The organism is Thermoflexus sp., assembly GCF_034432235.1.
Classification (GTDB): domain Bacteria; phylum Chloroflexota; class Anaerolineae; order Thermoflexales; family Thermoflexaceae; genus Thermoflexus.
Map to the genome: position 1 here is coordinate 39,634 of NZ_DAOUCJ010000003.1, position 26,193 is coordinate 65,826.

Consider the following 26,193-nt stretch of genomic DNA (forward strand, 5'->3'; position numbering starts at 1 on the left):
CCGGATGGTTCTCAGGGCTTACATCGCGGGACCGCAATCGGGGGGGCGGCCGCGGGAGGGCGATTCTATTCTCCGAACCAGGCCCGGAGCCGCTCCGCCTCGAAGGCCCGCTTTTCCTCCAGGTAACGGGAGGAGGGCTCGGTGAGCTCGATCTCGGGAGCCGGATCCGCGAGGAAGCGCCCACGCACCAGCATCGCCTCGCCTCGTCCCATCTCCAGGTAACAGAATCCCTCTCCCGTGAAGGCGGCCATCGGCTCCCGACCGGCGAACACCGCCGCGATCCGCTCTGCGACCACCTGGCCCTCCGCCTCCGCGAAGACCCCCGCCTTGGGCATGGGCATGCCGTTCGGGAGGAGGATCTCGGTGATGTCGCCGATGGCGTAAACGCCCGGGAATCGGGTTTCCAGCGTCCGGGGGTTCACCCGCACCCAGGCTCCGCCATCAGTGAGACCGCTGCGAACCACCACTTCCGGACAGCGGTGGGGGGGCACTCCCAGAAGCAGATCGAAGGGCCGTCGCCGCTCGCCGAAGCGCACCGCTCCCGCTTCCACGGATGTGGCCTTCTGGTTGGGGGAGAACTCGATCCCATGCTCCGCGAGGCGCCCCTCCAGCACGGAGCAGCCGGCCGCTCCCAGAACAGGGAGGGACATCGGCTGGGGGGTGAACACCGACAGATGGGCCCGGATGCCCCGCGCCTCGAAGAAGTCCTTCAACAGGAAGGCCATCTCGTAGGGCGCGGGCGGGCACTTATACGGAGCGCCGAAAATCCCGATCACGACCTGCCCGCCCTGGAACGCGCGCACCGCCTCCGCCGCCCGGGGGATCTCCTGGGGATCGTATACATTGATCGCGTGCTCCCGGAAGCCGGGGATGGCGTCCGGATCCAGTTCGGCGCCCAGCGCGATCACCATCGCGTCCCCTTCCAGGCGCTGGCCGTCCGCTTCCACGGCCCGGTTGGCCGGATCGATGGCATGGATCGTGGCCTGCAGGACGCGGATGCCCAGGCGCTCCAGCGCCTTCAACGGCCGGCGCCCCTCCTCGAGGGTGCCCCGGCCGATCATGGCCCACGTCTTGCGCAGGCCCATCATGAAATATGGACGTCGCTCGATCAAAAGGATCTCGTCCTCTGGGGGGAGCCGTTGACGGAGCGCATAAGCCGTCGCCACTCCCCCGAAGCCGCCGCCCAGGATCAACACCCGTCGCATGAAACCCTCCTGTTCCAAGGCTTTCGGGGATCGAACCTCTCAGATCCGGAAGGCCCGATCGCCCTTCCTCTCCGGTCTGAAGAAAGCCTCCGTGCGCCTGCTAACGCTTCTAGTTTACACGGGGAAATGGCGCGCATGCCAGCGCTCCTCCACCCGGGTGGCGACCTGAACCGCCTCATGCTCCAGGCGAACTCCTCCATAGCGTTGAGGATGCGTTAGATAATCCTTAAGATAAGCCAGCAAAAACCCGATGATGCCCTTCTCCCGCCACTGGCGGATGTGGACCAGCTCGTGGACCAGGAGGAGGAATCCCGGCAACCGATCCAGCGGCCAGTAATCCGGATCTATAAAGATATGTCGTCCGAGGGTCACGGCGGCCGGGTCGACCCCGGGGATCGGATCCGGCATCAGCCGCAGGATCAGCCGGGAGAGCGGGGTCCCGACGTGCAGGCATGCGCGTTCCCAATCCATCTCGGAAAGCCAGGGGTCGGCAAGCTCGCGCAGCAGAGCCCGTATCGACTCGGGGATCGGTCCTCGGTAAGGGATCATCCCGGTTGCCTCCATACCCATGGGGTTTTCGAGATCGCGCGGAACTCCGATGAGACCCCGCGTGATCCCCAGAAAGCATCCTCTCTCCGATCATACGGTCTTCGGAGTGGGAGCCAAACGGGGCAAATCCCATCTGGATTCACGGCGATCATGGGCGACCCGCTCGTGTGCGCTGTCCCGGAAATGACTACAATTTACTGGATGATCCTTCCGCTCAGGGGAAGAACCCATGAGCTGGACCCGCTATCGTGAGGTGGTTCTGGATCAGCTGCAGCGCGCCTTCGAAGCGAATCGGGACACGATCCCTGCGGCGGCCCGTCTGATCGCCGACGCCGTGGCCGGGGATCGGATCGTCCATGTGTTTGGGAGTGGACACTCGCAACTGGTGGCCCTGGATATCGTCGGTCGCGCCGGGGGGCTGGCGGGTGTGAACCCCATATGGGATCCCCTGTTCGGGCGGGCTGAGCGCCTGGAGGGGTTTGCTCCGGTTCTCCTGGCCGCCCACGCTTTTCATCCGGGAGATGTGCTGATTGTGATCTCCCATTCGGGCCGCAATCCCGCCCCCATTGAAGTTGCCCTTCACGGCAGGCAGCACGGCCTTCCGGTGATCGCCGTGACCGCTGTGGCCTTCAGCCGCTCCATCCCCTCCCGCCATTCCTCGGGCAAACGTCTTTTCGAGCTTGCGGATGTGGTCCTGGATACCATGGGCCCTCCGGGCGATGCGGCCATCCGCCTGGATGGGGAGCTTTACGCAGGACCCACCTCCACCGTGGTCGGCGCCGCCCTGCTTCAGGCGGTGATCGCGGAGGCGGCCGCCCGGCTGATGGAGCAGGGGATCCGTCCCCCGCTGTTCCGTTCCGGCAACCTGGAGGGAGCGGACGCCCATAATCAGGAGCTGCGCGCCCGTTACCGGGGGCGGGTGCTGTTCCTGATTTAGTCCAGTTTGTCTCAAGGTCCACCCATGTGGAGCATTCGAAGCCGAAGCGCCAGATGGAATACCCTGGCTGGGCTTGGGGTTCTGATCCTTTTCGCCTTCGGCCTCCGGCTCTATCGACTGGGCGAGCCCTCTCTCTGGAACGATGAGGGCCTGACCCTTTATAGAGCGCGGGCCTCATGGGAGGAGCTCCTCCGTGGGCAGATTGTCCTGCAGGGTCTTCGACCTATTCTGACCATTGACAATCACCCCCCGCTTTACTTCGTTGTGCTGAAAATTTGGATTGCGCTGGCTGGCGATACGGAGTTCGCTCTTCGGTTCCCATCCGTGTGGGCTTCGATCCTCATCATTCCCCTCGCCTGGACGGTCTGGAAACAGCTTAGGGAGCCGGCCGCGGCCTGGGTCAGCGCCCTTCTCCTGGCTGTCTCGCCCCTCTATTTATGGTATGGCCAGGAGGCCCGGATGTATACGCTTCTGGCCCTCGAGAGCCTGTTTCTTTTCCGGCTCTGGCTTTCCTTTTCCGGGAATTTCTCGCGAACTTCTTCCCGGTTTGTCATGATCGCTGCGATGATTTCTATGTTGTTGACGCATTATACTTCTATCCTGCTGCTTTTTTCGCTCTGGCTTTGGGCTCTCCTTCAGCCCCAACGTAGCCAGCGCCGTATGGCGCTCATATCTCTTCCTGCTTTTGTTGTGTTGGGGCTTTTTCTTCCCTTTCTTTATCAAAGGCTGCTCAGTGGGCCGGAACGGGATTACCGCTTCATCCCTTTTCTGGATCTTCTGATCGACATATTCCGATCGCCCGCCTTTGGAACTTCTTTTCCTTATAGGAATTCCGGGTTGTGGCCCATTCAGTGGGCGTGGGTGGGGGCGATGGGGATAGGGAGCTGGCATCTCCTGCGCCACAAACGATCCGTTGGTTTCCTGTTTCTGTTCTCTTTCTTCGGTCCCACGATTCTTCTCTATGGGCTTTCTCATATAAAACCGCTCTATCAAAACATCCGCCATCTGTTCCTGATCACTCCAATGGCTTATCTCCTGGCATCCCTGGGATTTGCTTTCCTGATCCGCCGCAGCGTTTACGTTGGGATCCCCATCAGCGCCTTTGTTTGCGCTGGCATGCTCCTGAGCGATGGGCTCTATTTTTCTGAACCCTATCCTCTCAAGGAGGACTGGCGGGGTGCTCTGGCCTGGACGAACCGACAGGTCATTTCAAAGGATCTGGTGATTCTTCAAGACCTCACACTGACCCCACTGGCCAGGTATTACTATCATGGCTCTGCCCCTCTTCTTCTGATCGGTCGGGAGGGCGAAGAGCAGGAAGGGATGATTCAAGCGCTGGAAGCTTCCACACAGCGTCCAGAGCGCATCTGGCTGATCACAGGCCTCTCCCAGGAAGATCTCTTCCGGCCCAATCAGGCTCTCCCCCACTGGTTGAGCGCGAACAGCCTCTATCTGATGCAAAAGGTATTCCCCAGCCGGAATATATGGGTTCGTGTGCTGGTCTATGATCTCTATGCCTGGGATCGTCAGCCGTCCCCGGAAGCAATCCCGGTGGATCTTCGCATCGGATCTTACCTTCGCCTTCGATGGATAGAGGGGCCGGAGCTTGAACATCCTATTCTCCGCTGGTGGTTTTTCTGGGAGAAAGGATCGCTCTCATCGCTGAATCTATGGTTGGACATTCGACTTATCGATGGGAGGGGTGAGGTCTGGGCTCGGGAAGTTCAACCGATCTGGCCTTCGTTCCCCCCGGACCGATGGCCGGAGAGCCGGCTGGTTCGCCAGCAGGTCCGTATGCGATTGCCTCCCGGCCTTCCTCCGGGGATCTATCGGTTGCGGGTGGAAGCCTTCGATCTCGATCGCCGCATCCCGGCGAATGGGGCGTCCGGGTGGGAATCGCCATCTTTCTTCCTGGAAGGCTATACCGATCCTGCGGGTTCCATGACGCCTGGGGTTCGCTCCATGGGCGGGGTCCAGCTGCTTGCCGCTCGGCCGGTTGTGGATCCTCCCTATTTCCCCGGTCTTGGAGTGCCGGTTCACCTGCTCTGGCGGGCTGAAGCCGACCCTCCTCGTGCGCGTTCGATGGCTTTATTCTGGCAGCAGGGCGCCACGCGTCGTCTCCTGTTCCGGGGAGAGCTGGGCCCTTCGTTCTTCCCCTCCGATCGGTGGAAGGCCGGCCAGGTCGTTGCGCAACCGCTCGTCCTGCCGTTGCCTCCGGACCTCCGGGGCTACGGGCAGGTCCGGCTGGTTCTCTATGACGAGCGCGGGGAGCCGATCCCGTGGGAAACCCCGTGGCCTTTTTATCGCCAGGGCTACCCTGTGTTCACGCTGAGCCTCTCCCCCTGGCCGGTCCGTCACAAGCCGATCCCGCTGAACCGGGAAGGTCGCGCGTGTTTTGAGGGATGGATCTGTCTGGATCGCTACGAGATCCAGCCGGAGCAGGCCGCCCCCGGTCAGACAGTGGAGGTCCGTCTGGCCTGGCACGTGCGGCGCCGGCCGGAGCGCCCCGGGGTGGTGTTCGTCCATCTGAGCCGGCGACCGGACCAGCCGCCTCTCACGACAGGGGATGCGCCCCCACAAGGAGGCCAGCGTCCGATTTTGACTTGGGAGCCGGGGGAATATGTGGAGGACATCCATCGGCTGCAGATCCCGGAAGATCTTCCCCCTGGCCCGTATGGGATCTTCATCGGCTGGTACTCGGAGGAAGGGCGCTGGAGGGCTGTGGATCGTTCCGGGGCGCGTTATCCGCTGGATGCGGTCCCGTTGGGGGAGATCGAAGTTCGGCCGTAAACGAAAAGGGGGATGGATGGGCCAGGCATCCATCCCCCTTTCGACGCAATAGCGTTCCATCAGGCCGGGATCGGGACCGGAGCCGGCCCGGTGCCGGGAGCCGGGGCGCTGGGCTGGGGGGCCGTCGGCTGGGGGGCGGGGCCGGCGGCCCCGGGCGCCTTCGGTTCCGGCGGCGTCCGCCCTTCCATAATCGCCCGGAAGGCCTCCGCGTCCAGGGTCTCCATCTCGATCAGCTTCTGAGCCACCGCCTCCAGCTTATCCCGGTGCTCGGTGAGGATCCGCTTGGCCCGCTCGTAGGCCTCCATCACCAGGCGGCGGACCTCGGCGTCGATCTCCTGGGCCACGGCGTCGCTGTAGTCCCGCTGCTCAGCGATCTCCTTGCCCAGGAAGATCAGCTCCTCTTTCTTTCCGAAGACCATCGGCCCGAGCTTCTCGCTCATCCCATACCGGGTGACCATGGCCCGGGCCAGCTCGGTGACCCGCTCCAGGTCCTCCGCCGCGCCCGTGGTGATATCGCCGAAGACGATCTCCTCTGCGGCGCGGCCGCCCAGGGCCATCGCCATATCGTCCAGGAACTTGGAGCGGGTCCACAGGGTTCGATCCTCCTCGGGGAGGGCCAGGGTGTAGCCGCCGGCCATGCCCCGGGGGATGATCGTCACCTTGTGCACCGGATCGCAGTTGGGCAGGTAGTAAGCGACCACTGCGTGGCCGGCCTCATGGTAGGCGATGATGCGCTTCTCGCGCTCGGTGATGATGCGGCTCTTGCGCTCCGGGCCGGCGATGACCTTCTCGATCGCCTCCTCGAAGTCCTTCATGGAGATCTTCTTCTTGTTCTTGCGGGCGGCCAGGATGGCGGCCTCGTTGACCACGTTGGCGATGTCCGCGCCGACGAAGCCCGGCGTGGCCCGGGCCAGCACCGACACATCCACATCATCGTCCAGCGGCTTGCCTCGCAGGTGCACCCGGAAGATCGCCTCCCGCCCTTTCACGTCCGGCCGATCCAGGATCACCCGGCGATCGAAACGCCCGGGGCGCAGGAGGGCGGGATCGAGGATATCCGGGCGGTTCGTGTTATGCAGCAGGATGGGCGTCTCTCCGCCGAAGAAAGCCTCATATTGACAGCCACAGAGATCATAGACATAGCCATCGTAAGGGATCCGGCGCACAGAGCGGACCACCGGAAGGTGGGCGCGGCTGTTCTCCCGCTTCCAGCCGGGCAGCAGGGGGTTATCCCAGCGGCTCAGGCCCAGTCGATAAGCGCGGGTAGCAGGGAGCGGCTTGCCTCCGGCAATCCGGCGCCCGGCCCGGGCGCGGAAGGTGGAGATGTAACTGTTGAGGCCATGCATCCGGCAGAGCCAGTGGAGCTCCAGGATCAGCTGACGATTCACCGAAGTGATCTCCAGCTTGCCCCTGGCGTCGATGTAGCCATCCCCCCGGGCATAGCCTCGCAGGAACTCCACGAAATACTCAAAGGGAGCTTCGAACAGGAAGGCCGGCACATGCTTGTTCCAGGCCGTCCGGCCGACATGGCGGGCGAAGAAATCCGCCAGCGGCTTGCTGTGATACACCAGGTGGATGGCCCGACCCGGGCCTTCCCGGACGCGGTCCGGCTCCAGGCCGAAGATCTCGCGCATCAGACGGCGGATATCCTCTATTTCCTCCCGCTCATCAGCGCCCAGGGAGAAGATCACCTCCTTGCGGCTGTAGCCATCGGCGGCGAAATACCCCAGAAGCCGGCACAGCTCCGGCGTCACCGGCACCTTCTCCGGCAGGGTGTGGCGATAGACCGTACGGGTCAGGAGGCGCGGGAGATGGAGCCCACGGCGCCACTTGGAGACCGTGGTCTGGGAGACGCCGATCGCTGCGGCAATGGCGGCCTGGGGAATTGGGGCGGCGGTGGCCCATTCATAGGCGGCCCGGACCTCCTCGCGCTCCAGGTAAACGGGGAGCTCCATCGAAAAAGCCTGAGGGAAGCGATGGGCGCGAACCGAGCGGGCGCGAGAGGAACGGTTCACCTTGTAAGGCAGGGCGACCAGGACATCGCCAGGCTGTAGCTCGGCCACCGCCTTGGTAACCAGCCCCTGCCGGGTGCGCACGAACACGGAGTGATTGCCCGTAGCCCGGATGGTTCCGCCGGCGAATTCGATCTCATAGATCTCGGCCACCCGGTGGCGGAACACACCGCGGACCGGGACGAACGCGCTGTGGCCGAAGAGCAGGGAGTGATTCCCCCGAGGATCGTGGCGGGGCACCAGCCCCAGGGCCATGAAGTCAGCGGGCTTCTCGATCCCCTCCTCTCCGGGCGCGTAATAGCGATCCACCACTTCCGCGATGGGCAGAAGGCGGACGCGCCCGTCTCGCTCCCTGATCAGGATGGGGGTATCACCGGTGACGCTGGCGGCCATGACGATCACATTCGTGTCGGTGTCGAAGCCGTCCATCTCCACCAGGATCTGGTTGAGGGTCTGCTCCCGCTCATCGTGGCTGCCGCCGATCCCGGCTCCGCGGTAGCGGCCCACCGCGTCGATCTCATCGATGAACACGATGCACGGGCTGTGGCGCTTCGCCTGCTCGAAGAGATCTCGAACCCGGGCGGCCCCGACGCCCACGAACATCTCCACGAACTCGGAGCCCGAGATCGAGAAGAAGGGAACCCCCGCCTCGCCGGAGACCGCCTTGGCCAGGAGGGTCTTGCCGGTTCCCGGCGGGCCGACCAGAAGGACCCCCTTCGGGATCCGGGCGCCCAGGGCGATGAACTTCTCCGGCTCCTTCAGGAACTCCACCACCTCCTGAAGCTCCTGCTTGGCCTCATCGACCCCGGCCACGTCATCGAAGGTGACCGTGGGGCGCTCCCCGGTGAACATACGGGCCCGGCTCTTGCTGAAATTGAAGGCCTGGTTCCCGGGAGCCTGGGCCTGGCGCAGGATGAAATAAAAGAGGCCCACCACCAGAAGGACCGGCAACCCGTAGGTCAGGAAGGCGATGAGGATGCCTCCCCACTCGTTGGGGCGCTCCGGGACATACTGGATGCTCCGGAGCTTATCCTCGGGGACTCCCAGGGCTTTCATCTGATCCAGGAAAGTCGAACCGTTCTCTTTAACGGTGCTCAGGATCTTCCCGTTTTTGAGCTCGACCTGGACGTAGTCTCCGCTGACGACGACTTTCTTCACCTCGCCGGCCTCCAGGCGGGCGGCGATATCCGTGAGGGAGACGGATTCCCCACGGCTCCCGCCTCCCCGACCCATCGCCAGGAAGACGATCAGGGTGACCGCGATGAGGAGCCAGATCAACCCGTTGCGCAATCGCGCCGAATTCACCAGCGGCCTCCTGTCCTCCGATTTCCACCTTGATTATATCACGCAAATCCTTGGATTTCCCTCTTCCGACATGAATGGGGATGAAGCCCGATCGACGAAGGATTACAGCGGGCTGCGCCACACCAGCTCCTCTGGATAAGGATGCCAGAGGATCTGTTGCCGGAGCCATTCGGGCGCGGAGGCTTTCTGGAGATGGTGCCGGAACAGGGTGAGGGGGACGATCAGAGGCACCCGGCCTTCCTGGTAGGCTTGGATGCGCTCGATCAGCTCCTGGCGCTCCGGATCCGGCAGCATCCGCCGGAGGTATCCCAGGGCGTGATGCAGGGCGTTGGCAACCCGGCCGCGGGTGAGCAGCTCCCCCATTGCCTGGGCCAGCTCGGCCTCATAATCGGGGAGGATCTCCGGCCAGCGCCGGCCGGCGCGGGCGGCCAGCTGTCCGAGGCGTTGCAGGCGGGCGGGGCTCCGAGCCATCAGGAACAGCTTATGGGCCGTATGGAATCGGATGAGCCCTTCCGGCTCGGGGAAGGATCTTTGCCAGTCCCGCCAGCGCCGGTAAGTGAACAGGGCGGCGATGAAGCGCTCTCGCAGGGCGGGATCGCGCAGACGGCCCTCTTCCTCGACCGGAAGCATGGGCCAGCGACGGACGAGGGCCCGGGCGAACAGACCGGAGCCGGTGCGCCCGGGCATCCCGCTCTCGGTGTGCACAGGAACCCGAAACAGGCCGCAGCTGGGGGATCCCTTCTTCAAGATGAACCCATCCAGGTCGAGGGCGGCCAGCTCCTCCAGACGGGCGGCAGCCCAGCGTTCCATGGCCTCGGTCCAGTCCCGTCCGCTCCGGCGGCCGACCAGGCGGGGCGATGCCGGATCCCCGACCAGGATCACGGGCTCCCGAGGGATCCCCATCCCGACCTCCGCTTCGGGGCACACAGGAATCCACTCCACATAGGGGTCCAGGAGGCGCTGCACGAAATCATCCCGGCGGTGTCCTCCGTCGAATCGAACCGGCTCTCCCAGCAGGCATGCGCTGATTCCAATGCGCAGGCGAGGCCATTCCATCGTCGTGTCCTCCTCAAAGGAGCAGCGAGATAACGGATTGTCCCTTGCTTCCAGGCGATTTCCCGGTCTGGTGTCCGGCTGGATCCTCCCTTACCGGGTTCTACCGGCGCCGGTGGGTCCAGATCAGCAAGAGGGTGTGGCCGATGCTAGTCGCGGCCAGGGAGGGATGGGCCCATCCGATGCCGCTGGCGCCGATGAGCAGGCCGCTCAGGATGAGCATCCCAATCCGGACGGCGCGGCCTTCTGGAGGCGCCAGCCGGAGGGCGAGGGCGAAGAGGCCTCCCATTAGCATCGGAATCCGCCATTCGGTGAGCCCGCTCCATACCCCAAAGGTGACGGCGATGGCCTTTCCCCCCTTTCCCCCCAGCCATGGGGATCGGGCGTGGCCCAGGGGAGCGGCCATGGCCATGGGAAAGAGGGCCCATCCAGAAAGACCCCCCATGGACCGGGCTAGCCATATCGGGATGGCGCCCTTAAGGAATTCAAGGAGGAGGGCGGGGATAAACCATCGCCATCCCCCAGCCCGTTTGACGTTCATCGCCCCAGGGTTCCCATCGCCATAGCGACGGATGTCCACACCAAGAGCCCAGCGGCCGATCCAGTAGGCCAGCGGCAGGGACCCCGAAAAACCCGCGATCGCCGTCCACAGGATCACGCCCATCCCGTCCTTCACGGATTTCGCCTCTCCATCAGGCGCGGGGATTTCCACCATGGGGAAAGACGGCGCTCTGCCGCCGGATGCATCCACAGCGTCCATCCTCCCGCGACCAGCAGGCTGGTCAGAAAGAAGAACAGCCCTTCCTCCATTGGAAGGCCCAGAACGGTCCATCCGGTGGTGAAGGCGGGGTTGAGGAACCAGATCCCCGCGTGGATTGCCAGCCGGTCCGCAGCGCTTAAGAAGAGCGCAGGGGGAACCCAGCGCAGGAGCAGCGCCCGGCGGGAGGCATACAGGATGTCTGCGCCGAAGAGGGTCTGCACGAGGAGCGGCGGCCATCCCCACATCCCGATGGCCACCAGGTAGGCTCCGGGGTCGCCCAGGCGATGGGCCAGGCTCAGGATGGCGAGGCCGGCTCCCACCAGGAACATGGCGCTGCCCGCGCGAAAGGCTCGACCATCCCTATCGATCTCCCTTTCGTCCTGCCAGATCCAGAGGGACCAGAGACCGATCAGAAGAGGTTGAAGCACAAAGAAAAGATACTCCTCCAGGGGAACCCACCCGATCGTCAGGCCCAGCACGCGTTGGGGAGCGTAGCCCCATATGCCCCGGGCGACCAGAACGTTGTCCCATGGGGTGGTGTAGATCAGGGCGATCGTCGCGAGGGCCAGAGCTCCCTGCATGCCCCTGCGGAAGAGGGTCGGGGAGAGTTCACCCCGTCGGACGCGGATATGCACAGCCCATCCAAGGGCAAGGATCGGAAGGAGCAGGAACACAACCAGGAACATCGCGTAGCTCACGTTTACCTCCAGGGCGGGAACTTCGAATACACCCTCCGTTCTTTCCACTTCAGATCCCAGCCGAGCCGGCGGGCCAGCCATCCTCGCGTTCCGGCTCCAGCCACCAGGGCGGCGCCCAGGGGGGCCAGGAGGGCGGAGCCAGGGGAGCCCATCCGGAGGGCCCACGGCAGAAGGCCTATGGCGGCCAGGATCCAGGAGGCTCCGAAAGCCCACCGGGTCCGGGCCCGCTGCCCGGGAATGAGCAGACCCATGGGCCCGGCCATCCCGGCCACCAGCAAAACGGCCATCGCGCGTCGTGAAAGGGGCTGGTCCAGCGCGCCCTCGCTCCAGCGGGCCATCGCCTGATAGAGATGAGCCAGATTCCGGCTCATGCGGGCGCGCACCAGCGGCCGGCCGTCGGCGAGGGCGATTCGGAACCCCAGACGCTGTAGCCGTCGGCCCAGAGCGAGATCTTCCAGCACATCCCCGCGCACCGCTGCGAACCCGCCGCTCGCTTCGTAGGCCGAACGACCGATCAGCAAATATTGCCCGTTGATGATCCCCTGGAGATCGGGAAGCGCCGCGAACCATCCGGCGAAGGCCACGGCGAGCACGGCTGCCTCCAGGGCGTTTCGGATCTCGAAGGCGGGGAAGAGGGTGACGCCATCCAGGGCCTGTGCGAGGGCCCATCCGACCACCCGTGCGGCGCTATCCGGGGCGTGACACGTGTCCGCGTCGGTGAACAACAGCCATTCCCCCTGCGCCCGAAGCGCTCCCTGATGCAAGGCGTAGGGCTTCCCCAGCCAGCCGGCAGGCGGACCCTCCACCCGGATCACCTGTGCGCCCCATAATCGGGCGATCTCCCCGGTTCCATCTGTGGAGCCATCATCGACCACCCAGAGCTCCATGGGGCCGGGGTATTCCAGCCGCCGCAGAGAGGACAACAGGCGGGGCAGGTTGGCGGCCTCGTTCCGCGCAGGCACGATGATGGAAAGAGAGGGCAGCGATCGCCCGATTTGGAAGTGAGGTGGGATCGGGAGGCGGTGAGCCCGCCGGTATCCGATCCCCGACAGCGCCCCAGCGATCGCTGTCCCCATCAGGGTCAGCCAGGGGAAATCCATCCTTTCCTCCTTACGGGTCCCGAAGCTCACAGATTTTCACCGGCACCCCGTCGCGAGGCTCGAGGGTAGCGCCCAGCCGCGCCGCTCGTTCCCGGAAGGCCGGCTCCATACGCGCACGCTGCAGGATCCGGATCAGGATGATTCGACCTTCCATCCAGGCGAAGGAAGCTCCCACGCAAAACCGGGGTCCACCGCCGAACGGAAGATAATCGAAGCCGCCCGAGGGCTTTGCGGCCGGGTTCCGGAACCGTTCCGGACGGAAGCAGTGGGCTTCTTCCCACCGGTCCGAGCGCCGGTGCAGCGCGTAGATGGGAATCATCACGCGGACCCCGGAGGGGATGGCCAACCCTTCCAGGGAAGTCGAGGCGCTCGCGATGCGGTTCAGAACCGGGATCGGAGGATACAGGCGCATGGATTCGCGGGCTGCGGCATCGAGAAGGGGAAGGCGCCTCAGATCCTCAAAGGTCGGAGGCCGATCGCCGACGACCCTTCGGATCTCCGCCTGAACCTGCTCCATCTCTGCGGGATGCGTTAGCAACAGGGCGAGGGTCCAGGCCAGCCAGGCCGTCACGGTGTCGTGACCGGCGATCAACAGGGTGATCAGCTGATCCCGAATGAGCGCATCGTCCATCCACTCGCATCGCGTCCAGTGGGAAAGCAAGTCCTCGCCCCGGCGGCTTTCCCGCCGGCGGTCTTGAATCCACTGATCGATTTGCCGGTCGAGGTGATCCAGAGCGGCGGTGTCGATGCGGCGTGGCCCGTTTTTCCACAGGAGCCAGAGGCCGGGGGAGATATAGGCCACCGCGGCCTTCAGCATCCGTGCCAGCGGCGGCAGATGGGCCTCTTCGATAGAGAGGTTGAAGAGGGATTCCATCAAAACGCCCAGGGTCAGGAGACGCAGCTCCTCCAGCAGATCTACCCGGTCCCCGACCACCCAGCGGCTGATCCGCTCATCGGTCCGGTGGAGGATCCGGGGGACCCAGCGGGCCAACCCCGGCCCGCGCAGGAACGGCTCGATTTCCCTCCGCAGGGCCTCATGGAGATCGCCATCCGTCACCAGGAGGCCGTGGCGGAAAAGCCGGACGACGGGATCTCCTTCAATGCGGGAGCGGAAGCGTCCCCGTTCCTCGAGGAGCACTGTCCGTGCGGCGCGGGGTCCTGCCGCGACCAGCGCGCGGAACCCCGGCCAGGCCAGCCAGAAGGCTTCCCCATGGGCTTCCGAGAGGGCCAGCAGCCCCTCCAGCAGGGACCGATGGCGGATCATCCGACAGGCGGCTTGAAGCGAGGGGATCTTTCGCAGGCTCATCCCGGTTCCCTCATCCGTGGATTCGCTCCTTTCGCTTCCCCCGGGCGTCGATGCACGGCGCAGGGTAATCCCGTCCGATACGGCACCCCACCTGGCGTTGTAGATCTTCGGGCATCGTCCATGGGGCGTGGATGAACGCCTCGGGAACCCGATCCAGCTCCGGAAGATAGCGACGGATATATCCCCCATGGGGGTCGGCTTGACGGGCCTGGCGGATGATATCGAAGGAACGAAGGGCGGAAAGGGGATCCAGCCCGGCGCCAGCAGCCCACTGCCAGTTTCCCCCGTTGACAGCGGGATCGCCGTCGATCAGGTTCTCGAGGAACCAGCGTTCGCCCTCTCGCCAGTCGATGTCCATACACCGGGAAAGGAAAAAGGCGGTAAGCATCCGTGCCCGGTTGGGCATCCAGCCTTCCTGGGCCAGCTGGCGCATGGCGGCGTCGATCAGGGGATAGCCCGTTCGGCCGGCGCGCCAGGCTTCCAGAGCCCGGGGATCCTTTTCAGGAGGACGGGCCTCCCGCGGCGGCCGAAGGCTTCGTCGGCGCAGATCCGGAAAGGCGTAGAACCATGTGAGGAAGAAATCCCGCCAGATGAGCTCGTTGATCCACGCCCGGACGCTGCGGCGGCTTTCGGCGTTGGGGGCGCGGGCTTCGGCTTCCAGGGCTGCCCACAGTGCCTGTCGCGGCGAAAGCATCCCGAAGCGCAGGTAGGGGGAAAGGCGGGATCCTCCCTCCCCATCGAGCCGCCTCCGCAGCGCTCGATAATGAAAAATGGGCGCGTCGTCTCCTTGCACAAAGACCCTCAGGCGCTCCCAGGCGGCTTGTTCCCCCGCGGGAAATCCTTCCGGGGTCCGGACTGCTGGCAGGGGAAGGCTCGGAAGCTCCGTCGGCATGCGCCAGCGGCTGGGGATGGCCTTCTCGGACAGGACTGCAGGGATAGGATGGCTTTCCCAGCGACGCCGGAAGGCCCCGAACACGCGGTATGGGCTGCCATCCTCCTTGACCAGGACATCCGGCGGGTGGATGGTGGGCCAGCCGATGCGGATCAGGGGAAGCCAGGAGGCGACCTCCGCGTCCCTCCGCCGGGCATAGGGGCTGACATCCCCCTCGGCGAACACCGCGGTGGCCCCCGTTTCCACCATCAACCCGCGGAGGATCTCCGCCGGAGGACCTTCGCGGACGACCAGATAGCCTCCACGGGCGCGCAGCTCTTCGTCCAGCGCTCGCAGCCCAGCCATCAGGAAGGCCCGGCGGCGGGGGGAGGCCCGGGCGAAGGCGGGATCCAGGATGAAGACCGGGATCACCTCCTCTGCCGCCTGCCAGGCCAGCGTCAGGGCAGGGTGATCCCTCAATCGGAGATCCCGGCGGATCCACCAGATCACCCGGCGGGCCATCATCCTCCCTCCACGGCGGTCGGTGCCGGCACCTGTTCCGGGAAGATTCGATGCAGGATCTCGATCGCCTCGAGGGCCACCGCTCGTTCAAAGGTATAAAAGCCTTCGTAGTAACGGCCCGGACGGATAAGGGATGGGACTTCCAGGGCCATCAGGCACATCCCAATTCCCGGGCCATGGGCGATCACGAACCAGTAAGCCTCCAGCGGTGTCCCTCCCGTATCGATGAGGATCGTGCGTTCGTGAAAGCGAAAGGCGTCTGGATCCGGCACGTCGTGGGCTCCGTAGATCCAGAGCCCTTTCAGAGATCCAGCCAGGTGGCGGTAACGACGCCTCTGGGGAAGCAGCCGGGAGAGGCGCTGGAAGGAGACGTGAAGCTCCGCCTCGCCCCGCTGGTCCGCTGCGAGCTCCTCCAGGATGTGGCTGATACGGGTCATCGCCTCCACGGAGAACGTATATCGAAACGAGAGATGGCCCAGGTCCTCCGGTCGGACCCGATACAGCAGATCCTCGCCCTGCGGGATGCGGGCGCTCATCGCTCGTCGGTAGAACGCTTCCAGCACATCGAAGGCCTGGATGTTCATCGGATGCCCTCCATCGAAGGCCTGACGAATGGGGAGTGGATGATCCAGCGCCGGCGGGGCAGGGCGGCCAGGTCCTCCCGCATGTCCTCTGCCACCCGCCACGCCCCGAGGGCCACGGCCGGGATGGACTGGCCCGGGAAAACGCTGTCTCCGACCAGATACAGACGGGGGCGGATGCGAGACCTGCAGCTGCGCCCCAGGCGGGTCTGAGGAAACCCGCCTACCCACCCCATCGGGCGTCCGGTGAACTGCTGGAAGGTGATGGGGGTGGCGGCCTCGGCCCATGCCAGATCCTCCGGCAGCCGGGGAAGGACACGGGCGGCGGCTTGCAGGACACGCGCCACCATCTCCGCCTTGCGCCGGGCGTAGGCTTCTCGATCCTGCTGAAACAGTGACCACCACCGCCGGAGATCCGTGTGGGTGCTCAGGGTAAGCGCGCGGAATCCCCGGGGGGCGCGTGAAGGATCCGCAGCTGGGCTGATGGAGAGGAACACTGCCCCTCCTTCATCGAAAGGCTCTCCCTGCAGGATCTGGTGATGCAGCGGGAGATCCGACGGGACGGCCGCCTCCGCGACGGCGGCGTAGACCACGAAAGCCCCCCAGCCATCCGGCGGAGCGGCCGGCGCCCGTCGCCATGGAGGAGGTGCAACTTCCCTGAGCAGGCGAACAGCCCCAGCTGGCGGCATGTTCAGGATCACCCCCTCTGCCTCCCAGACGCCATAACCCCGGGTCTCGACCTGGAACCCGCCATCCGCTTGGGGGCGGACGGCGATGACCTCGTGGCGGAAACGAATCTCCCCTCCGTATCGGACGATGGCGTCGGCCAGCCGGGCGGCGATCGCCCCGATGCCTCCTGGAAGCCAGCCCACCCCGGTATGGGGGAGATCCAGGGCCGCCGCCGCGTAGAGCGCGTTGGCGCGTTCCACCGTCGTTTGAGCGCTGATCCATAGCTGACCGTTGACCAGTTCCCGGAGCCGCCGATCGCCGGGTGGGAGGCGGCTCGCGGCCGGTCGGAAGGCATCTCGAATCCAGCCCGGTAGGTCCGCCGGATGGGCAGAGAGGCGGAGAGCCCGGAGCAAGCGCAAGAGATCTCGAGGGCGCTGAGGTGGCCATGGCAGTCGCTCTCGAATCAGAGCCCACAGGGCTTTGGCGGTCCGCTCCTGCCACGCCCAGAACGGCTCTCCGGCCGACCCCAGGACCCGCAGGCGTTCTTCCCGCCAGCGCTCTCGATCCGTCCAGCGGGGGATGGTCTGCCCGTCCGATAGATGCACCTGCATGGCGACAGGCTCCAGGTGGATCCCCCATTCCAGCTCCAGACGCTCTCCCAGGCGGTGAAGGGGCATATCGGGCCCAAACCCGGCGGCCAGGGTGGCTCCGGCGTCAAATCGAAAGCCGTGTCGATCAAATGTCGAGGCGCATCCGCCGGGGTAGGCCTGGGTCTCCATGACCACCACCGGAATCCCATAGCGGGCAAGGATCGCAGCGGCCGTCAGCCCGCCGATGCCAGCGCCGACCACGATCACCGGCCGCATGGGGCATTTCCTTCCAGCGCGCGTCGGGTTTGCCAAGCCCGGTAGGCAAAGAGCAGCGGCAGCCCCAGCCAGATCGCCCACGCCACAACCCGGCGCAGGGGGGAGGCGGGCAGATCGGCTTCAATCGCATCGACGATGCGGGTTCGATCAGGCCCAATCGCCTCAAAGCGATGGCGATGACGCCATCGGGCGAATGGGCCCTCCTCCTGTTCATCCACAAACCCCTCTGGCGAGACCTCTTCATGGCGCGCTGTCCAGCGGATCCGCAGCGGCCCCAGCCCGAAGGAGAACCGGACGCGAGAGCCGGGCGCCAGCGGCTCCCGCAGTTCCCACCGCAGACCGAGGAGAGGAGGGGTGAGCCGCTCCAGGGCCATAGGGTCCTGATGGAAACGGATCACCGCCTCCTGGGGGGCCTGAACATCGAACGAATGGTGAAACTTCATGAGCACCTATCCTCCGCTGTCGAAGGGATGGAGGCTTTTAGCCAGCGGACCAGATCCATCCCTACCGGGTCCCCGGCCAGATGCCGGCGCAGGCCGAGGGCGTAGGCCTTGAGATAGCGGGAGAGCTCGGCCACGCAGCGATGGTGATGACGGACCAGGCCGATGATCCACTCGATTTCCATTCGCACCGCCTCGGGGTCCCCCAGGCGCAGGGCGGCTTCGATCACCTTCCCCAGCTCCAGAAGCCCGATTTCCAGCTCTGCCTCCTGCACCTCGGCGCGGAGTTGCATCCGTAGAGAAGCCTCCAGGGCGGGACGGACGGCGCGATATCGAGCCAGGGCTTCCCGGTAGACTTCAGGCAAGGGGGTGAACTCCGGCGATCGATCTCCGCGGAGGATTGCCTCCACGCGGTCCGGGAGCTCTTCCCCCAACTCCCCGATATAGACGCCGGGGATGTAGGCTCCCAGAGAGGGCCGCTGCTGAAAAACCCGCCCGCCATAGGCCACCGGAACGTCCATCTCCCGCAGGAGATCCGCCATGTCGGCCAGGCTGGCCGCGGTTGTGAGCATCTGGGCCGTCAGGATCACCAGCCGGGGGCGGATGGCCTTGATGGCTTCTTGCATGCGGAGCAGCGGCACATCGGCCCCCAGGTCCACCACGGGCCATCCTCGCCGGCGCAGGAGAAAGGAAACCCAGAGCCCGGGGAGGATGTGCCTCTCCCCGGGAGGACAGGCGATCAAGAGGCGCTCCGATCGGAGCGGCGGTGGAGCGGCGGCGATCAGGGCATGGAGCCGGCGGGTGGCCAGGGCCGATGCGAAGTGCTCCTGCTGGACGGTGGCCAGGCCCTGATACCATCGGTCTCCGATTTCCTCCAAAGCGGGTTGCAGCAGGCGCAGGACGACCACTTCCGGGGGATACAGGGCGAAGGCCTGGACAAGCACGCTTTCAGCCTCCTCCTCGGCGAAGCGCATGCAGGCGTCGATCCAGGCCTTCCGCAGGCTCTGCAAGGAAGGCGCCCCCTCTGGAGAAGCCAGCGTCTCCCCGGTCTCCCGCAGCGGATCTCGCCCCTGGGCCTCCAGAGTCCGCCAGAGGGCGACCGCCCGTCCGATCGACATTCCCTCCGCCTGTCGAGCCATCAGCCAGCGGATGATCTCGATATCCCGGCGGGAATACAGCCGGTGTCCGCCCGGCGTGCGGGCCGGACGGGGAAGCCCATACCGGCGCTCCCAGGCTCGCAGGGTGTGCGGCAGGATCCCGGTTTCTCGGACCACTGCTTTCAGGTTGTAGGTGGGGGCTTCGAGATCGGTCTTCTCCCTCATCCCTCTCCCCTGGGTTTTTCCACCGGAGGTGGGGATCCCGGATAGGCCGCCTCTCACGCCGGGAGGTCAGAACCCCGGGTCCAGGCCGGCCGCCATAGGAGGATCCGCCGGGGAGGGGTGGTCGCTGGGAACTCCTGCCGGATCCGCTCGGCGACCAGCTTGGCGGAGAGCAGGACCATGGGAAGGCCGGTGCCTGGATGGGTGCTCGCTCCCACAAAGTATACGTTGGGGTAGCGGGGATGACGGTTGGACGGACGGAGATATCCGACCTGGGAGAACTGATGGCCCAGGCCGAAAGCAGCCCCTCGCTCCAGATTGTATAACTGTCCCCACTCCCGGGGAGTGCGGATGATCTCCACGCGAATCCAGCGCAGGAAATCCCTCAGGCCCAGGGTTTGGGCTAAGCGGGCGGCGATGGCCTCGCGGGCGCGTGTGATCCACTCGATCCTGTCCTCCATGGGATCCTCCTGCAGATGGCCCACGGGCACCAGGGCCATGACCGCGTCGCATCCCGCCGGGGCGGCCGCTGGATCCAGCCGGGAGGGAACGTGCAGGTAAAAGCTGGGGGGATCGGGAAGCTCATGGTCCCGGAAGATCCGTTCGAAGCTGGCGCGGTAGTCCCCTGTTAGGAAAACGTGGTGAGGATAGAGGGAAGGGATCTGACGATCCAACCCCCAATAGAAGGTGAGCACCCCGCAGCTGTAGCGCATCCGCTGGAGGCGTTGCACCTCGGGTCCGGGCGGCAGCAGCTGTCGATACGCGTAGGGGAGATCCGCGTTGATGACGACCAGATCCGCAGGGATCCGATGGCCGTCCTCCAGAACGACCCCGGTCGCTCGGTGGCCATCGATCTCGATCCGCTTCACGGGGGCCTGATAGATGAAGCGAACCCCCCGATCTTCCGCCAGGGCGGCCAGCGCTTCCACGATCCGATACATGCCGCCCCGCGGGAACCAGATTCCTTCTGTCAGCTCGGAGGCAGCCAGCAGCGCGTAGGTGGCCGGCGCTTCATAGGGGCTGAGGCCCAGATACATATCCTGAAAGGTCATCGCTGCCCGCAGGCGGGCGTCCCGGACATAGCGGCGAGTGTCCGCATAGTGCCGGCGCAGGGCGCGCATCTGAAACAGAAGCGGGATCTGCTGCGGCCCGAAATATTCAAAAGGAGAGCGGAAATTCCGACCGACGAACCGTTCCAGCGCCAGGCGGTAGAAGCGATGCCCATCCTGGAGGTATCGCAGGAAGCCTTCAAAAGCCCCTGGCTCCAGCGCTTCGATCTGCTCACGGATCTGGACCAGGTCGGAGGTCATCACCAGCTGGGATCCGTCCCAGAAAGAAATTGCGTATGTAGGATCCACACGGATCAGCTCCAGGTGATCCTCGATGCGCCCGCCCAGATCGGCAAACGTCTGGGCGAACACGTGGGGCATCAGCATCAAGGTGGGCCCCGTGTCCCAGCGATAGCCGCCTTGAATCAGGCGGCCACAGCGCCCCCCGGGTTCCGCGTTTTTCTCGAGGACGGTCACCTGCCATCCTTGCTGGGCCAGTCGGGCAGCAGCCGCCAGGCCGCCCAGCCCCGCTCCAACGATCACCGCATGCGAAGCCATTCGCTCCTCCGTGGAAGGAATGGAGCCTCAGGAACCCTCGGCGAACGGGCGCGAGGGCGGACGATCCATCGGATCCGCCCCCGCTGCCCCTTCACCCGCTCCTGCACCCCTTTCACCTTACCAGAGTTTCCATATTTTGTCAAGAATATTCTTGACAAAATATGGACAACTCGATAAAATAGAGGCATCCAGAGGGAGGAGGGGGGATGGCGGTGCGGGAGTGGAGCTGGGAGGAGGGGCTGGTTCGGCGGGCGTGGGAGGGATGGAACAGTCCAGCCAGCGAAGGGAGGGCTGTGCCCGATGGGGTGCTGGATCGAGCCTATCGGGTTTGCGAGGCCGTCCTGCGGGCGCACAGCCGCTCGTTCTATCTGTCCTCTGCCCTTTTGCCGGCGGAGACCCGACGGGCGATTCGGGTGCTGTATGCCTTCTGCCGGGTAACCGACGATCTGGTCGATCAGGGAGATGGGGATCGGGAAGGGCGTCTATCGCGCTGGCGGGAGCTGGTCCTGGCTTCCGATCCGCCCGCGGAGGAGCCGGTGGCCCTGGCCTGGGCGCATGTGCGGGCGCGCTATCGTATCCCGCAGGGCCTGGTGGAGCAATTTCTGGATGGCGTTTCCCGGGATCTACGCCCGGTTCGTTTGGAGACCTTTCAGGAGCTGGCGGATTACTGTTATGGAGTGGCTTCCACGGTGGGCCTGATGAGCATGCGGATTATCGGTGGCTCGTCTCCGGAGGCGATTCCCTTTGCGGTACGCCTGGGGGTTGCTCTGCAGCTCACCAACATCCTGCGGGACGTGGGGGAAGATCTGGAGATGGGGAGGGTGTATCTTCCGTTACAGGAGCTGCGCGCCTTTGGTCTGAGCGAGGAGGATCTCCGAGCCCGTCGGGTGGATGAGCGTTGGAGGTCCTTCATGCGGTTTCAGATCGCCCGGGCTCGTCAGCTATATGCGGAGGCCTGGCCGGGCATTGCCCTTCTTCCATCCAGGGCCCGATTGGCCATTGCCGCGGCGGCCGATCTCTACCGGGGCATCCTGGAGGTTATCGAGCGAAACGATTTCGATGTGTTCCGCCGGCGGGCGGCGCTGCGCGGATGGGAGCGGATATGGCGTCTGATTCGGCTGCGCTGGGCGCTACGCCGCGCGACATGACATAGAAAGCTCGACGAAGAACCCCGGCTCTCCCTGGGGGCACCTCGAGGCATCCCCTTCTGTAAAAAGCTCCCCGAACGAAGGATAGGCATGGCCGTTTTCCCCCACGGGCTACTGGCCGCCCCAGGAGGCAAAACGAGGGCGTTGCAGCTCCGTATCTCGAAACCCATGGCTGGGAAGGGGAAAGCCTTCCAGGAAAGGGAGGGCGGCGCTACAATAGAGGGCAAGTGCCGGGGGCGGGAGTCGAACCCGCACGGCCTTGCGGCCACCTGATTTTGAGTCAGGCGCGTCTTCCTGTTCCGCCACCCCGGCGCGTTCTCCGCATGCTTCATTCTAAAAGGGGCCCCGGATGAGTGTCAAGACCGCGGAACGCGGGATCCCATCCTCCATCCGATGGCTCACGCTCGGGCTCTGGATCTATACGCTGAGGGCGATCCTGTCGCCTATCACGATGAAGGCCGGCCTCCATCGGCCGGCATCCATCCTTTACACCCTTGTCTGGACGTTTTTCCCGCGCCTGTGGCTTCTGGAGTGGGCCGCATGGGAGGAGCGGTCCCGGCCGCTGGGATAGCCGCGGCTCTCGAGAGGGCCGGAGCGCGGCAGACAGCCCCTGCCCCCAGACGTTCCCGCGAGAATCCGCCAAAATATAACCGGGCAAAGCGCTGCCCGATGGAAATCCCACCGGAGGAGGCAGATCTGTGAATGAGCAGGAGCCGTCGCCGGTTTTCCCGGAATACGAAGCGGTTCCTCCCGGCCATCGTTCCGGTTTCGTGGCCATCATCGGCAAGCCCAATGTGGGGAAGTCCACGCTGTTGAACGCCTACCTGGGCACTAAGATCTCCATTGTCTCGCCGAAGCCGCAGACCACCCGGCATCGGATCCTGGGCGTGCTGACCCGGCCGGACGCCCAGGTGATCTTCATGGACACGCCGGGCATCCACCAGCCGTTCCACAAGCTGGGAGAATACATGGTGGAAGTGGCCCGACGCACGATACCGGACGCCGATGTGATCGTTTTCATGGTCGATGTCTCCCAGTGGCCGGATGATGAGGATCGCATGATCGCCGATCTGTTGAAGGAGCAGGCAGCGGACAAGCCGGTGATCCTGGCGTTGAACAAGATCGACCTCTTGCGGTCCGACCGGGAGAGTCGTCTGGCGGCCTACCGGGCGCTGGCCCCCACGCCGCCGGACGCGGAACCTCCTTTCCCCTGGGAGGAGGTGCAGATCTCGGCCGTTCGAGGCGATCACCTGGATCTCCTGCTGGAGCGCATCATTGCGCATCTCCCAGAGGGGCCTCGATACTACGATCCCGAGATGCTCACGGACCAGCCGCTCCAGAGGATCGTGGCGGAGCTCATCCGGGAGAAAGCCCTGCTCCTGCTGCGGGAGGAGGTTCCCCACGGGATCGCCGTGGAGATCACCGATTGGGTGGATCGGAATCCGAACCTGACGTATATCGCGGCCACGATCTATGTGGAGAAGGAAACCCACAAGCCGATTGTGATCGGCGAGAACGGCCAGATGCTGAAGCGCATCGGGGCCGCCGCCCGCCAGGAGATCGAGGCGCTGCTGGGGCATCCCGTGTATCTGGAGCTCTGGGTGAAGGTCCGAAAGAACTGGCGTCGGGATCCGGAACAGCTGCGCCGCCTGGGCTACGCCCTGCCGCGCGAGCGGAAGGGGCGGCGGTGAATGGAATGGGACGTAAGGGTCTATTTCCTCGTTTGGGCTCAACCGCGCGTTCTGTCATGAAAGCGCCCGCCGGGCTGCTGGTGCTGGATAAGCCGAAGGGGTGGACCTCGCACGACGCAGTGGAGCGGGTCCGGAAGGTCACCCGGATCCAGCGGATCGGCCACGCCGGGACGCTGGATCCCCTGGCGACGGGGGTGCTGGTGCTGCTGGTCGGCCCGGCGACCCGGCTGGCCGAGTTCCTGCTGGGCCATGATAAACGCTACCGGGCTACCATCCGCCTGGGGATCCGCACGGATACCGATGACGCCGAGGGGCGGATCCTGAGCGAGCGGCCTGTGGAGGTCTCCCGGGAATCTTTCGAGGAAACGCTGCGTTCCTTTGTGGGGGAAATCACCCAGATCCCGCCGGCTTTCTCGGCGATTCGGCAGGGCGGAGAGCGCCTGTATGAGAAGGCCCGGCGTGGCGAGACGGTAACGCCATCGCCCCGGCGGGTGCGGATCGATGCGCTGCATCTGGTGGAATGGAATCCGCCATGGGCGACGATCGAGGTCGCCTGTTCCGCGGGGACCTACATCCGGGCCCTGGCTCGGGATATCGGGGAACAGCTGGGATGCGGCGCTCATCTCGCGGAGCTGCGCCGGCTGGCCAGCGGCCCTTTCACCCTGGCGGATGCGGTCCCATGGGAGACCCTGGAGGCCGCCGCCCGGTCCGGGGAATGGCTCCGCTATCTTCGACCGATGGCGGACGCCCTGCCGGATTGGCCGCCGATCACGCCGGCGCCGGAGATCCTGAACCGGCTCCGGCACGGGCAGCCTATCCCGGTCGAGGCGCTGCCCGATCCTGGCTCCCGGCTTCGGGTGCACGGGCCCGATGGGGGGGTGCTGGCGCTGCTGGAGCGCCAGGGAGAGCGCTGGCAGCCGGTGCGGGTGTTTCCAGAAGACCCGTGAAGGCAACCCGCCGGTAAAACCGGGCCATGGAGCTCATCTTTTTGCAGATTCAGGGGGCATCTGGATGAAGTTCGCTCAGCGTTTCGAGGAGGTCGAGCCCTTTCCGTCGGTGGTGACCGTGGGGGCCTTTGACGGGGTGCACCTGGGCCACCAGGCCCTGATCGGACAGGTGGTGGCCATGGCCCGGGCTCATGGCTGGCGCTCGGTGGTGGTGACCTTCTTTCCCCACCCCGTGGTCGTTCTGCGAGGGGAACCCCCCTTTTATCTGACCTCGCCGGAGGAGAAGCGGGCGCGCATCGCCCGCCTGGGGGTGGATGTGCTGATCCAGCTTCCCTTCACGCTGGAGACCGCCCGCACCCGGGCGGCGGATTTCGTGGAACGCCTCGTCCAGATCGGCATGCGGGCGCTGTGGGCGGGGCCGGATTTCGCGCTGGGATACCGCCGGGAGGGCACCCTGCCCGTGCTGGAGGAGCTGGGACGCCGTTATGGCTATACCCTGCATGTCGCGATGGAATTCCAGCTGGGCGGGCGCCCAGTGCGGAGCAGCCGCATCCGGGAGGCGCTGCGGCGAGGGGATGTGCGCGCCGCGGCCGAATGCCTGGGGCGGCCCTTCTCGGTGAGCGGCGTGGTGATCGCCGGCGCGGGCCGCGGGCAGCGCCTGGGGTTCCCGACGGCCAACCTCGCCATCTGGTCGGAACACGCGCTCCCCGCGAATGGAGTTTACGCCTGCTGGGCGGAGCGGCCGGATGGCAGCCCCCATATGGCCGTCGTGAACATCGGGGTGCGGCCGACCTTCGATCAGAGCAGCGAGCGGGTGGTGGAAGCGCACCTGCTGGACTGGACCGGCGACCTGTATGGACAGACGCTGACGCTGCATTTCGTCGAAAGGCTCCGGGAGGAGCGCCGGTTCCCCTCCATCGCCGAGCTGGTCGCCCAGATCCACCGCGATATCGCCCGGGCCCGCGAGATCCTGGGCGCCGCCCCGGTTCCGGTTTAGGAGGCAACGCGGCGAGGGGCCCCTTGCCCCGGCCTCTGAAGGCCCGCAGGCCGCCTTGGGGATCCCGCTTTGTCTGCGGCGGAATATGACCGGGCTGCGAACGGCGATCCCAGCGAAAACCGCTCACGCCGGGAGGTCAGGATGAACACGCTGAACCGTGTGATCGTGGTGCTGATGCTCCTGATGGCCATTCCCCTGTGCAGCGTGGTGTTGATCACTCCGGTGGAGCTCGCCCAGCTCGTCCAATCCGCTACGCGCACGGTGATCGAAACCCTCAGCCAGATCCGCCCGGAGATCCGCTACGGTGTGGGGATCCTTCTGGCCCTGGCGCTGGACGCCCTGCTGATCCTGTGGTTGCTTTTCGAAGTGCGGCCCCCGCGCCGGATCGTCCGGGTGCCCGCGGTGAGCGGCGCCATCGTGGCGGTGGCCGTGGATTCCATCCGGGAGCGCCTGAAGTATCACCTGGACCAGCTAACGGATGTGATCGAGGTATATCCCCGGGTGATCCCGCATCGGGAGGGGCTACGGGTGGAACTGGACGTGCTGACCACGCCGGAGGTGGAGATCCCCAGCAAAGCCCAGGAGATCCTGCAGATGGCCCGGATGGTGGTGGAAGACAAGATGGGCCTTCGCCTCCAAGGCCAGCCGGTGGTCCGCATCCGCCACGCGCCCTATCCGAAGGGGGGGCCTCGCCCCTCTTCACCGGGGGCGCATTAGACCAGGCGTCCGGCCCTCGGGCGGGGTAAGGCGGGATAAGAAGGAATCCCCGGCGGATGATCCTCTGGGTGGGGCCCGTCGAACCGGAGGGGCAGGGCGGAGG

At 65.4% G+C, this 26,193-nt stretch carries 22 protein-coding genes, 1 tRNA gene and 1 pseudogene; 8 read left to right on the plus strand and 16 right to left on the minus strand.

The window, feature by feature from the left end:
* Positions 1-65 precede the first annotated feature (65 nt).
* Together VAE54_RS00580 and VAE54_RS00585 are read right to left on the minus strand one after the other, a co-directional pair.
* Positions 66-1,205: an FAD/NAD(P)-binding oxidoreductase gene (locus tag VAE54_RS00580; protein WP_322799979.1), complete on the minus strand. Its 1,140-nt coding sequence runs from the start codon at positions 1,203-1,205 to the stop codon at positions 66-68.
* Between the two features lie 114 nt (positions 1,206-1,319).
* Positions 1,320-1,754, minus strand: a complete 435-nt coding sequence (locus VAE54_RS00585; RefSeq protein ID WP_322799980.1) for an eCIS core domain-containing protein — start codon at positions 1,752-1,754, stop codon at positions 1,320-1,322.
* Positions 1,755-1,983: 229 nt separating this feature from the next.
* On the opposite strand from VAE54_RS00585, the gene VAE54_RS00590 reads away from it, so the two are divergent.
* Both VAE54_RS00590 and VAE54_RS00595 read left to right on the plus strand, forming a co-directional pair.
* Entirely contained in the window at positions 1,984-2,691 is a 708-nt protein-coding gene (locus VAE54_RS00590; RefSeq protein ID WP_322799981.1) for an SIS domain-containing protein, read from the plus strand.
* 24 nt (positions 2,692-2,715) lie between these two features.
* Positions 2,716-5,481 carry a glycosyltransferase family 39 protein gene (locus VAE54_RS00595; RefSeq protein ID WP_322799982.1) on the plus strand — a complete coding sequence of 922 codons (2,766 nt, stop codon included), beginning with the start codon at positions 2,716-2,718 and terminating at the stop codon, positions 5,479-5,481.
* Positions 5,482-5,540: 59 nt separating this feature from the next.
* On the opposite strand, the gene VAE54_RS00600 is transcribed toward VAE54_RS00595, so the two are convergent.
* The 13 genes and pseudogenes from VAE54_RS00600 to VAE54_RS00655 form a co-directional block, all read right to left on the minus strand.
* The gene (locus tag VAE54_RS00600; protein WP_416223745.1) at positions 5,541-7,748 is read right to left on the minus strand and encodes an LAGLIDADG family homing endonuclease; all 2,208 of its coding nucleotides are present in this window, start codon (positions 7,746-7,748) and stop codon (positions 5,541-5,543) included.
* Positions 7,749-7,844: 96 nt separating this feature from the next.
* Positions 7,845-8,798: pseudogene (locus tag VAE54_RS14460) on the minus strand (ATP-dependent metallopeptidase FtsH/Yme1/Tma family protein); the annotation flags it as partial.
* 102 nt (positions 8,799-8,900) lie between these two features.
* Entirely contained in the window at positions 8,901-9,854 is a 954-nt protein-coding gene (locus VAE54_RS00605) for a DUF523 and DUF1722 domain-containing protein (protein WP_322799984.1), read from the minus strand.
* Between the two features lie 100 nt (positions 9,855-9,954).
* Positions 9,955-10,515 (minus strand): glycerol-3-phosphate acyltransferase, encoded by a 561-nt coding sequence (locus VAE54_RS00610; RefSeq protein WP_322799985.1) that lies wholly within the window; start codon positions 10,513-10,515, stop codon positions 9,955-9,957.
* Between the two features lie 8 nt (positions 10,516-10,523).
* Complete coding sequence (locus tag VAE54_RS00615) at positions 10,524-11,309, minus strand: lycopene cyclase domain-containing protein (RefSeq protein WP_322799986.1); 786 nt, start codon at positions 11,307-11,309, stop codon at positions 10,524-10,526.
* A gap of 2 nt (positions 11,310-11,311) precedes the next feature.
* Positions 11,312-12,409, minus strand: a complete 1,098-nt coding sequence (locus VAE54_RS00620; protein ID WP_322799987.1) for a glycosyltransferase — start codon at positions 12,407-12,409, stop codon at positions 11,312-11,314.
* A 10-nt stretch (positions 12,410-12,419) separates the two neighbouring features.
* A complete protein-coding gene (locus VAE54_RS00625; protein WP_322799988.1) occupies positions 12,420-13,715 on the minus strand; it encodes a cytochrome P450 in 1,296 nt (431 codons plus the stop codon).
* Positions 13,716-13,725: 10 nt separating this feature from the next.
* Positions 13,726-15,108, minus strand: coding sequence for a deoxyribodipyrimidine photo-lyase (locus VAE54_RS00630; RefSeq protein ID WP_322799989.1), 1,383 nt, complete (start codon positions 15,106-15,108; stop codon positions 13,726-13,728).
* The gene (locus tag VAE54_RS00635; RefSeq protein WP_322799990.1) at positions 15,108-15,692 is read right to left on the minus strand and encodes a DICT sensory domain-containing protein; all 585 of its coding nucleotides are present in this window, start codon (positions 15,690-15,692) and stop codon (positions 15,108-15,110) included. The genes VAE54_RS00630 and VAE54_RS00635 overlap by 1 nt, the downstream gene beginning before the upstream one ends.
* The gene (locus VAE54_RS00640; RefSeq protein ID WP_322799991.1) at positions 15,689-17,224 is read right to left on the minus strand and encodes an NAD(P)/FAD-dependent oxidoreductase; all 1,536 of its coding nucleotides are present in this window, start codon (positions 17,222-17,224) and stop codon (positions 15,689-15,691) included. Before VAE54_RS00640 ends, VAE54_RS00635 begins: the two co-directional genes overlap by 4 nt.
* Complete coding sequence (locus VAE54_RS00645) at positions 17,212-17,667, minus strand: SRPBCC family protein (protein ID WP_322799992.1); 456 nt, start codon at positions 17,665-17,667, stop codon at positions 17,212-17,214. Before VAE54_RS00645 ends, VAE54_RS00640 begins: the two co-directional genes overlap by 13 nt.
* Positions 17,664-18,986, minus strand: a complete 1,323-nt coding sequence (locus tag VAE54_RS00650) for a MerR family transcriptional regulator (RefSeq protein WP_322799993.1) — start codon at positions 18,984-18,986, stop codon at positions 17,664-17,666. The genes VAE54_RS00645 and VAE54_RS00650 overlap by 4 nt, the downstream gene beginning before the upstream one ends.
* Positions 18,987-19,039: 53 nt before the next feature.
* The gene (locus VAE54_RS00655; protein WP_322799994.1) at positions 19,040-20,590 is read right to left on the minus strand and encodes a phytoene desaturase family protein; all 1,551 of its coding nucleotides are present in this window, start codon (positions 20,588-20,590) and stop codon (positions 19,040-19,042) included.
* 206 nt (positions 20,591-20,796) lie between these two features.
* On the opposite strand from VAE54_RS00655, the gene VAE54_RS00660 reads away from it, so the two are divergent.
* The gene (locus VAE54_RS00660; RefSeq protein ID WP_322799995.1) at positions 20,797-21,738 is read left to right on the plus strand and encodes a phytoene/squalene synthase family protein; all 942 of its coding nucleotides are present in this window, start codon (positions 20,797-20,799) and stop codon (positions 21,736-21,738) included.
* Positions 21,739-21,966: 228 nt separating this feature from the next.
* Here the strand turns inward: VAE54_RS00660 and VAE54_RS00665 are convergent.
* Positions 21,967-22,050, minus strand: a tRNA-Leu gene (locus VAE54_RS00665).
* Positions 22,051-22,087: 37 nt separating this feature from the next.
* Between VAE54_RS00665 and VAE54_RS00670 the strand changes: the two genes are divergently transcribed.
* From VAE54_RS00670 to VAE54_RS00690, 5 genes are all read left to right on the plus strand, one after another.
* Entirely contained in the window at positions 22,088-22,309 is a 222-nt protein-coding gene (locus VAE54_RS00670; protein ID WP_322799996.1) for a hypothetical protein, read from the plus strand.
* 127 nt (positions 22,310-22,436) lie between these two features.
* Positions 22,437-23,429 (plus strand): GTPase Era, encoded by a 993-nt coding sequence (gene era, locus VAE54_RS00675; protein ID WP_322799997.1) that lies wholly within the window; start codon positions 22,437-22,439, stop codon positions 23,427-23,429.
* Between the two features lie 56 nt (positions 23,430-23,485).
* Positions 23,486-24,376 carry a tRNA pseudouridine(55) synthase TruB gene (truB, locus tag VAE54_RS00680; RefSeq protein WP_322799998.1) on the plus strand — a complete coding sequence of 297 codons (891 nt, stop codon included), beginning with the start codon at positions 23,486-23,488 and terminating at the stop codon, positions 24,374-24,376.
* 64 nt (positions 24,377-24,440) lie between these two features.
* Positions 24,441-25,373, plus strand: a complete 933-nt coding sequence (locus tag VAE54_RS00685; protein WP_322799999.1) for a bifunctional riboflavin kinase/FAD synthetase — start codon at positions 24,441-24,443, stop codon at positions 25,371-25,373.
* 141 nt (positions 25,374-25,514) lie between these two features.
* Complete coding sequence (locus VAE54_RS00690; RefSeq protein WP_322800000.1) at positions 25,515-26,090, plus strand: hypothetical protein; 576 nt, start codon at positions 25,515-25,517, stop codon at positions 26,088-26,090.
* The last annotated feature ends 103 nt before the right edge of the window (positions 26,091-26,193 follow it).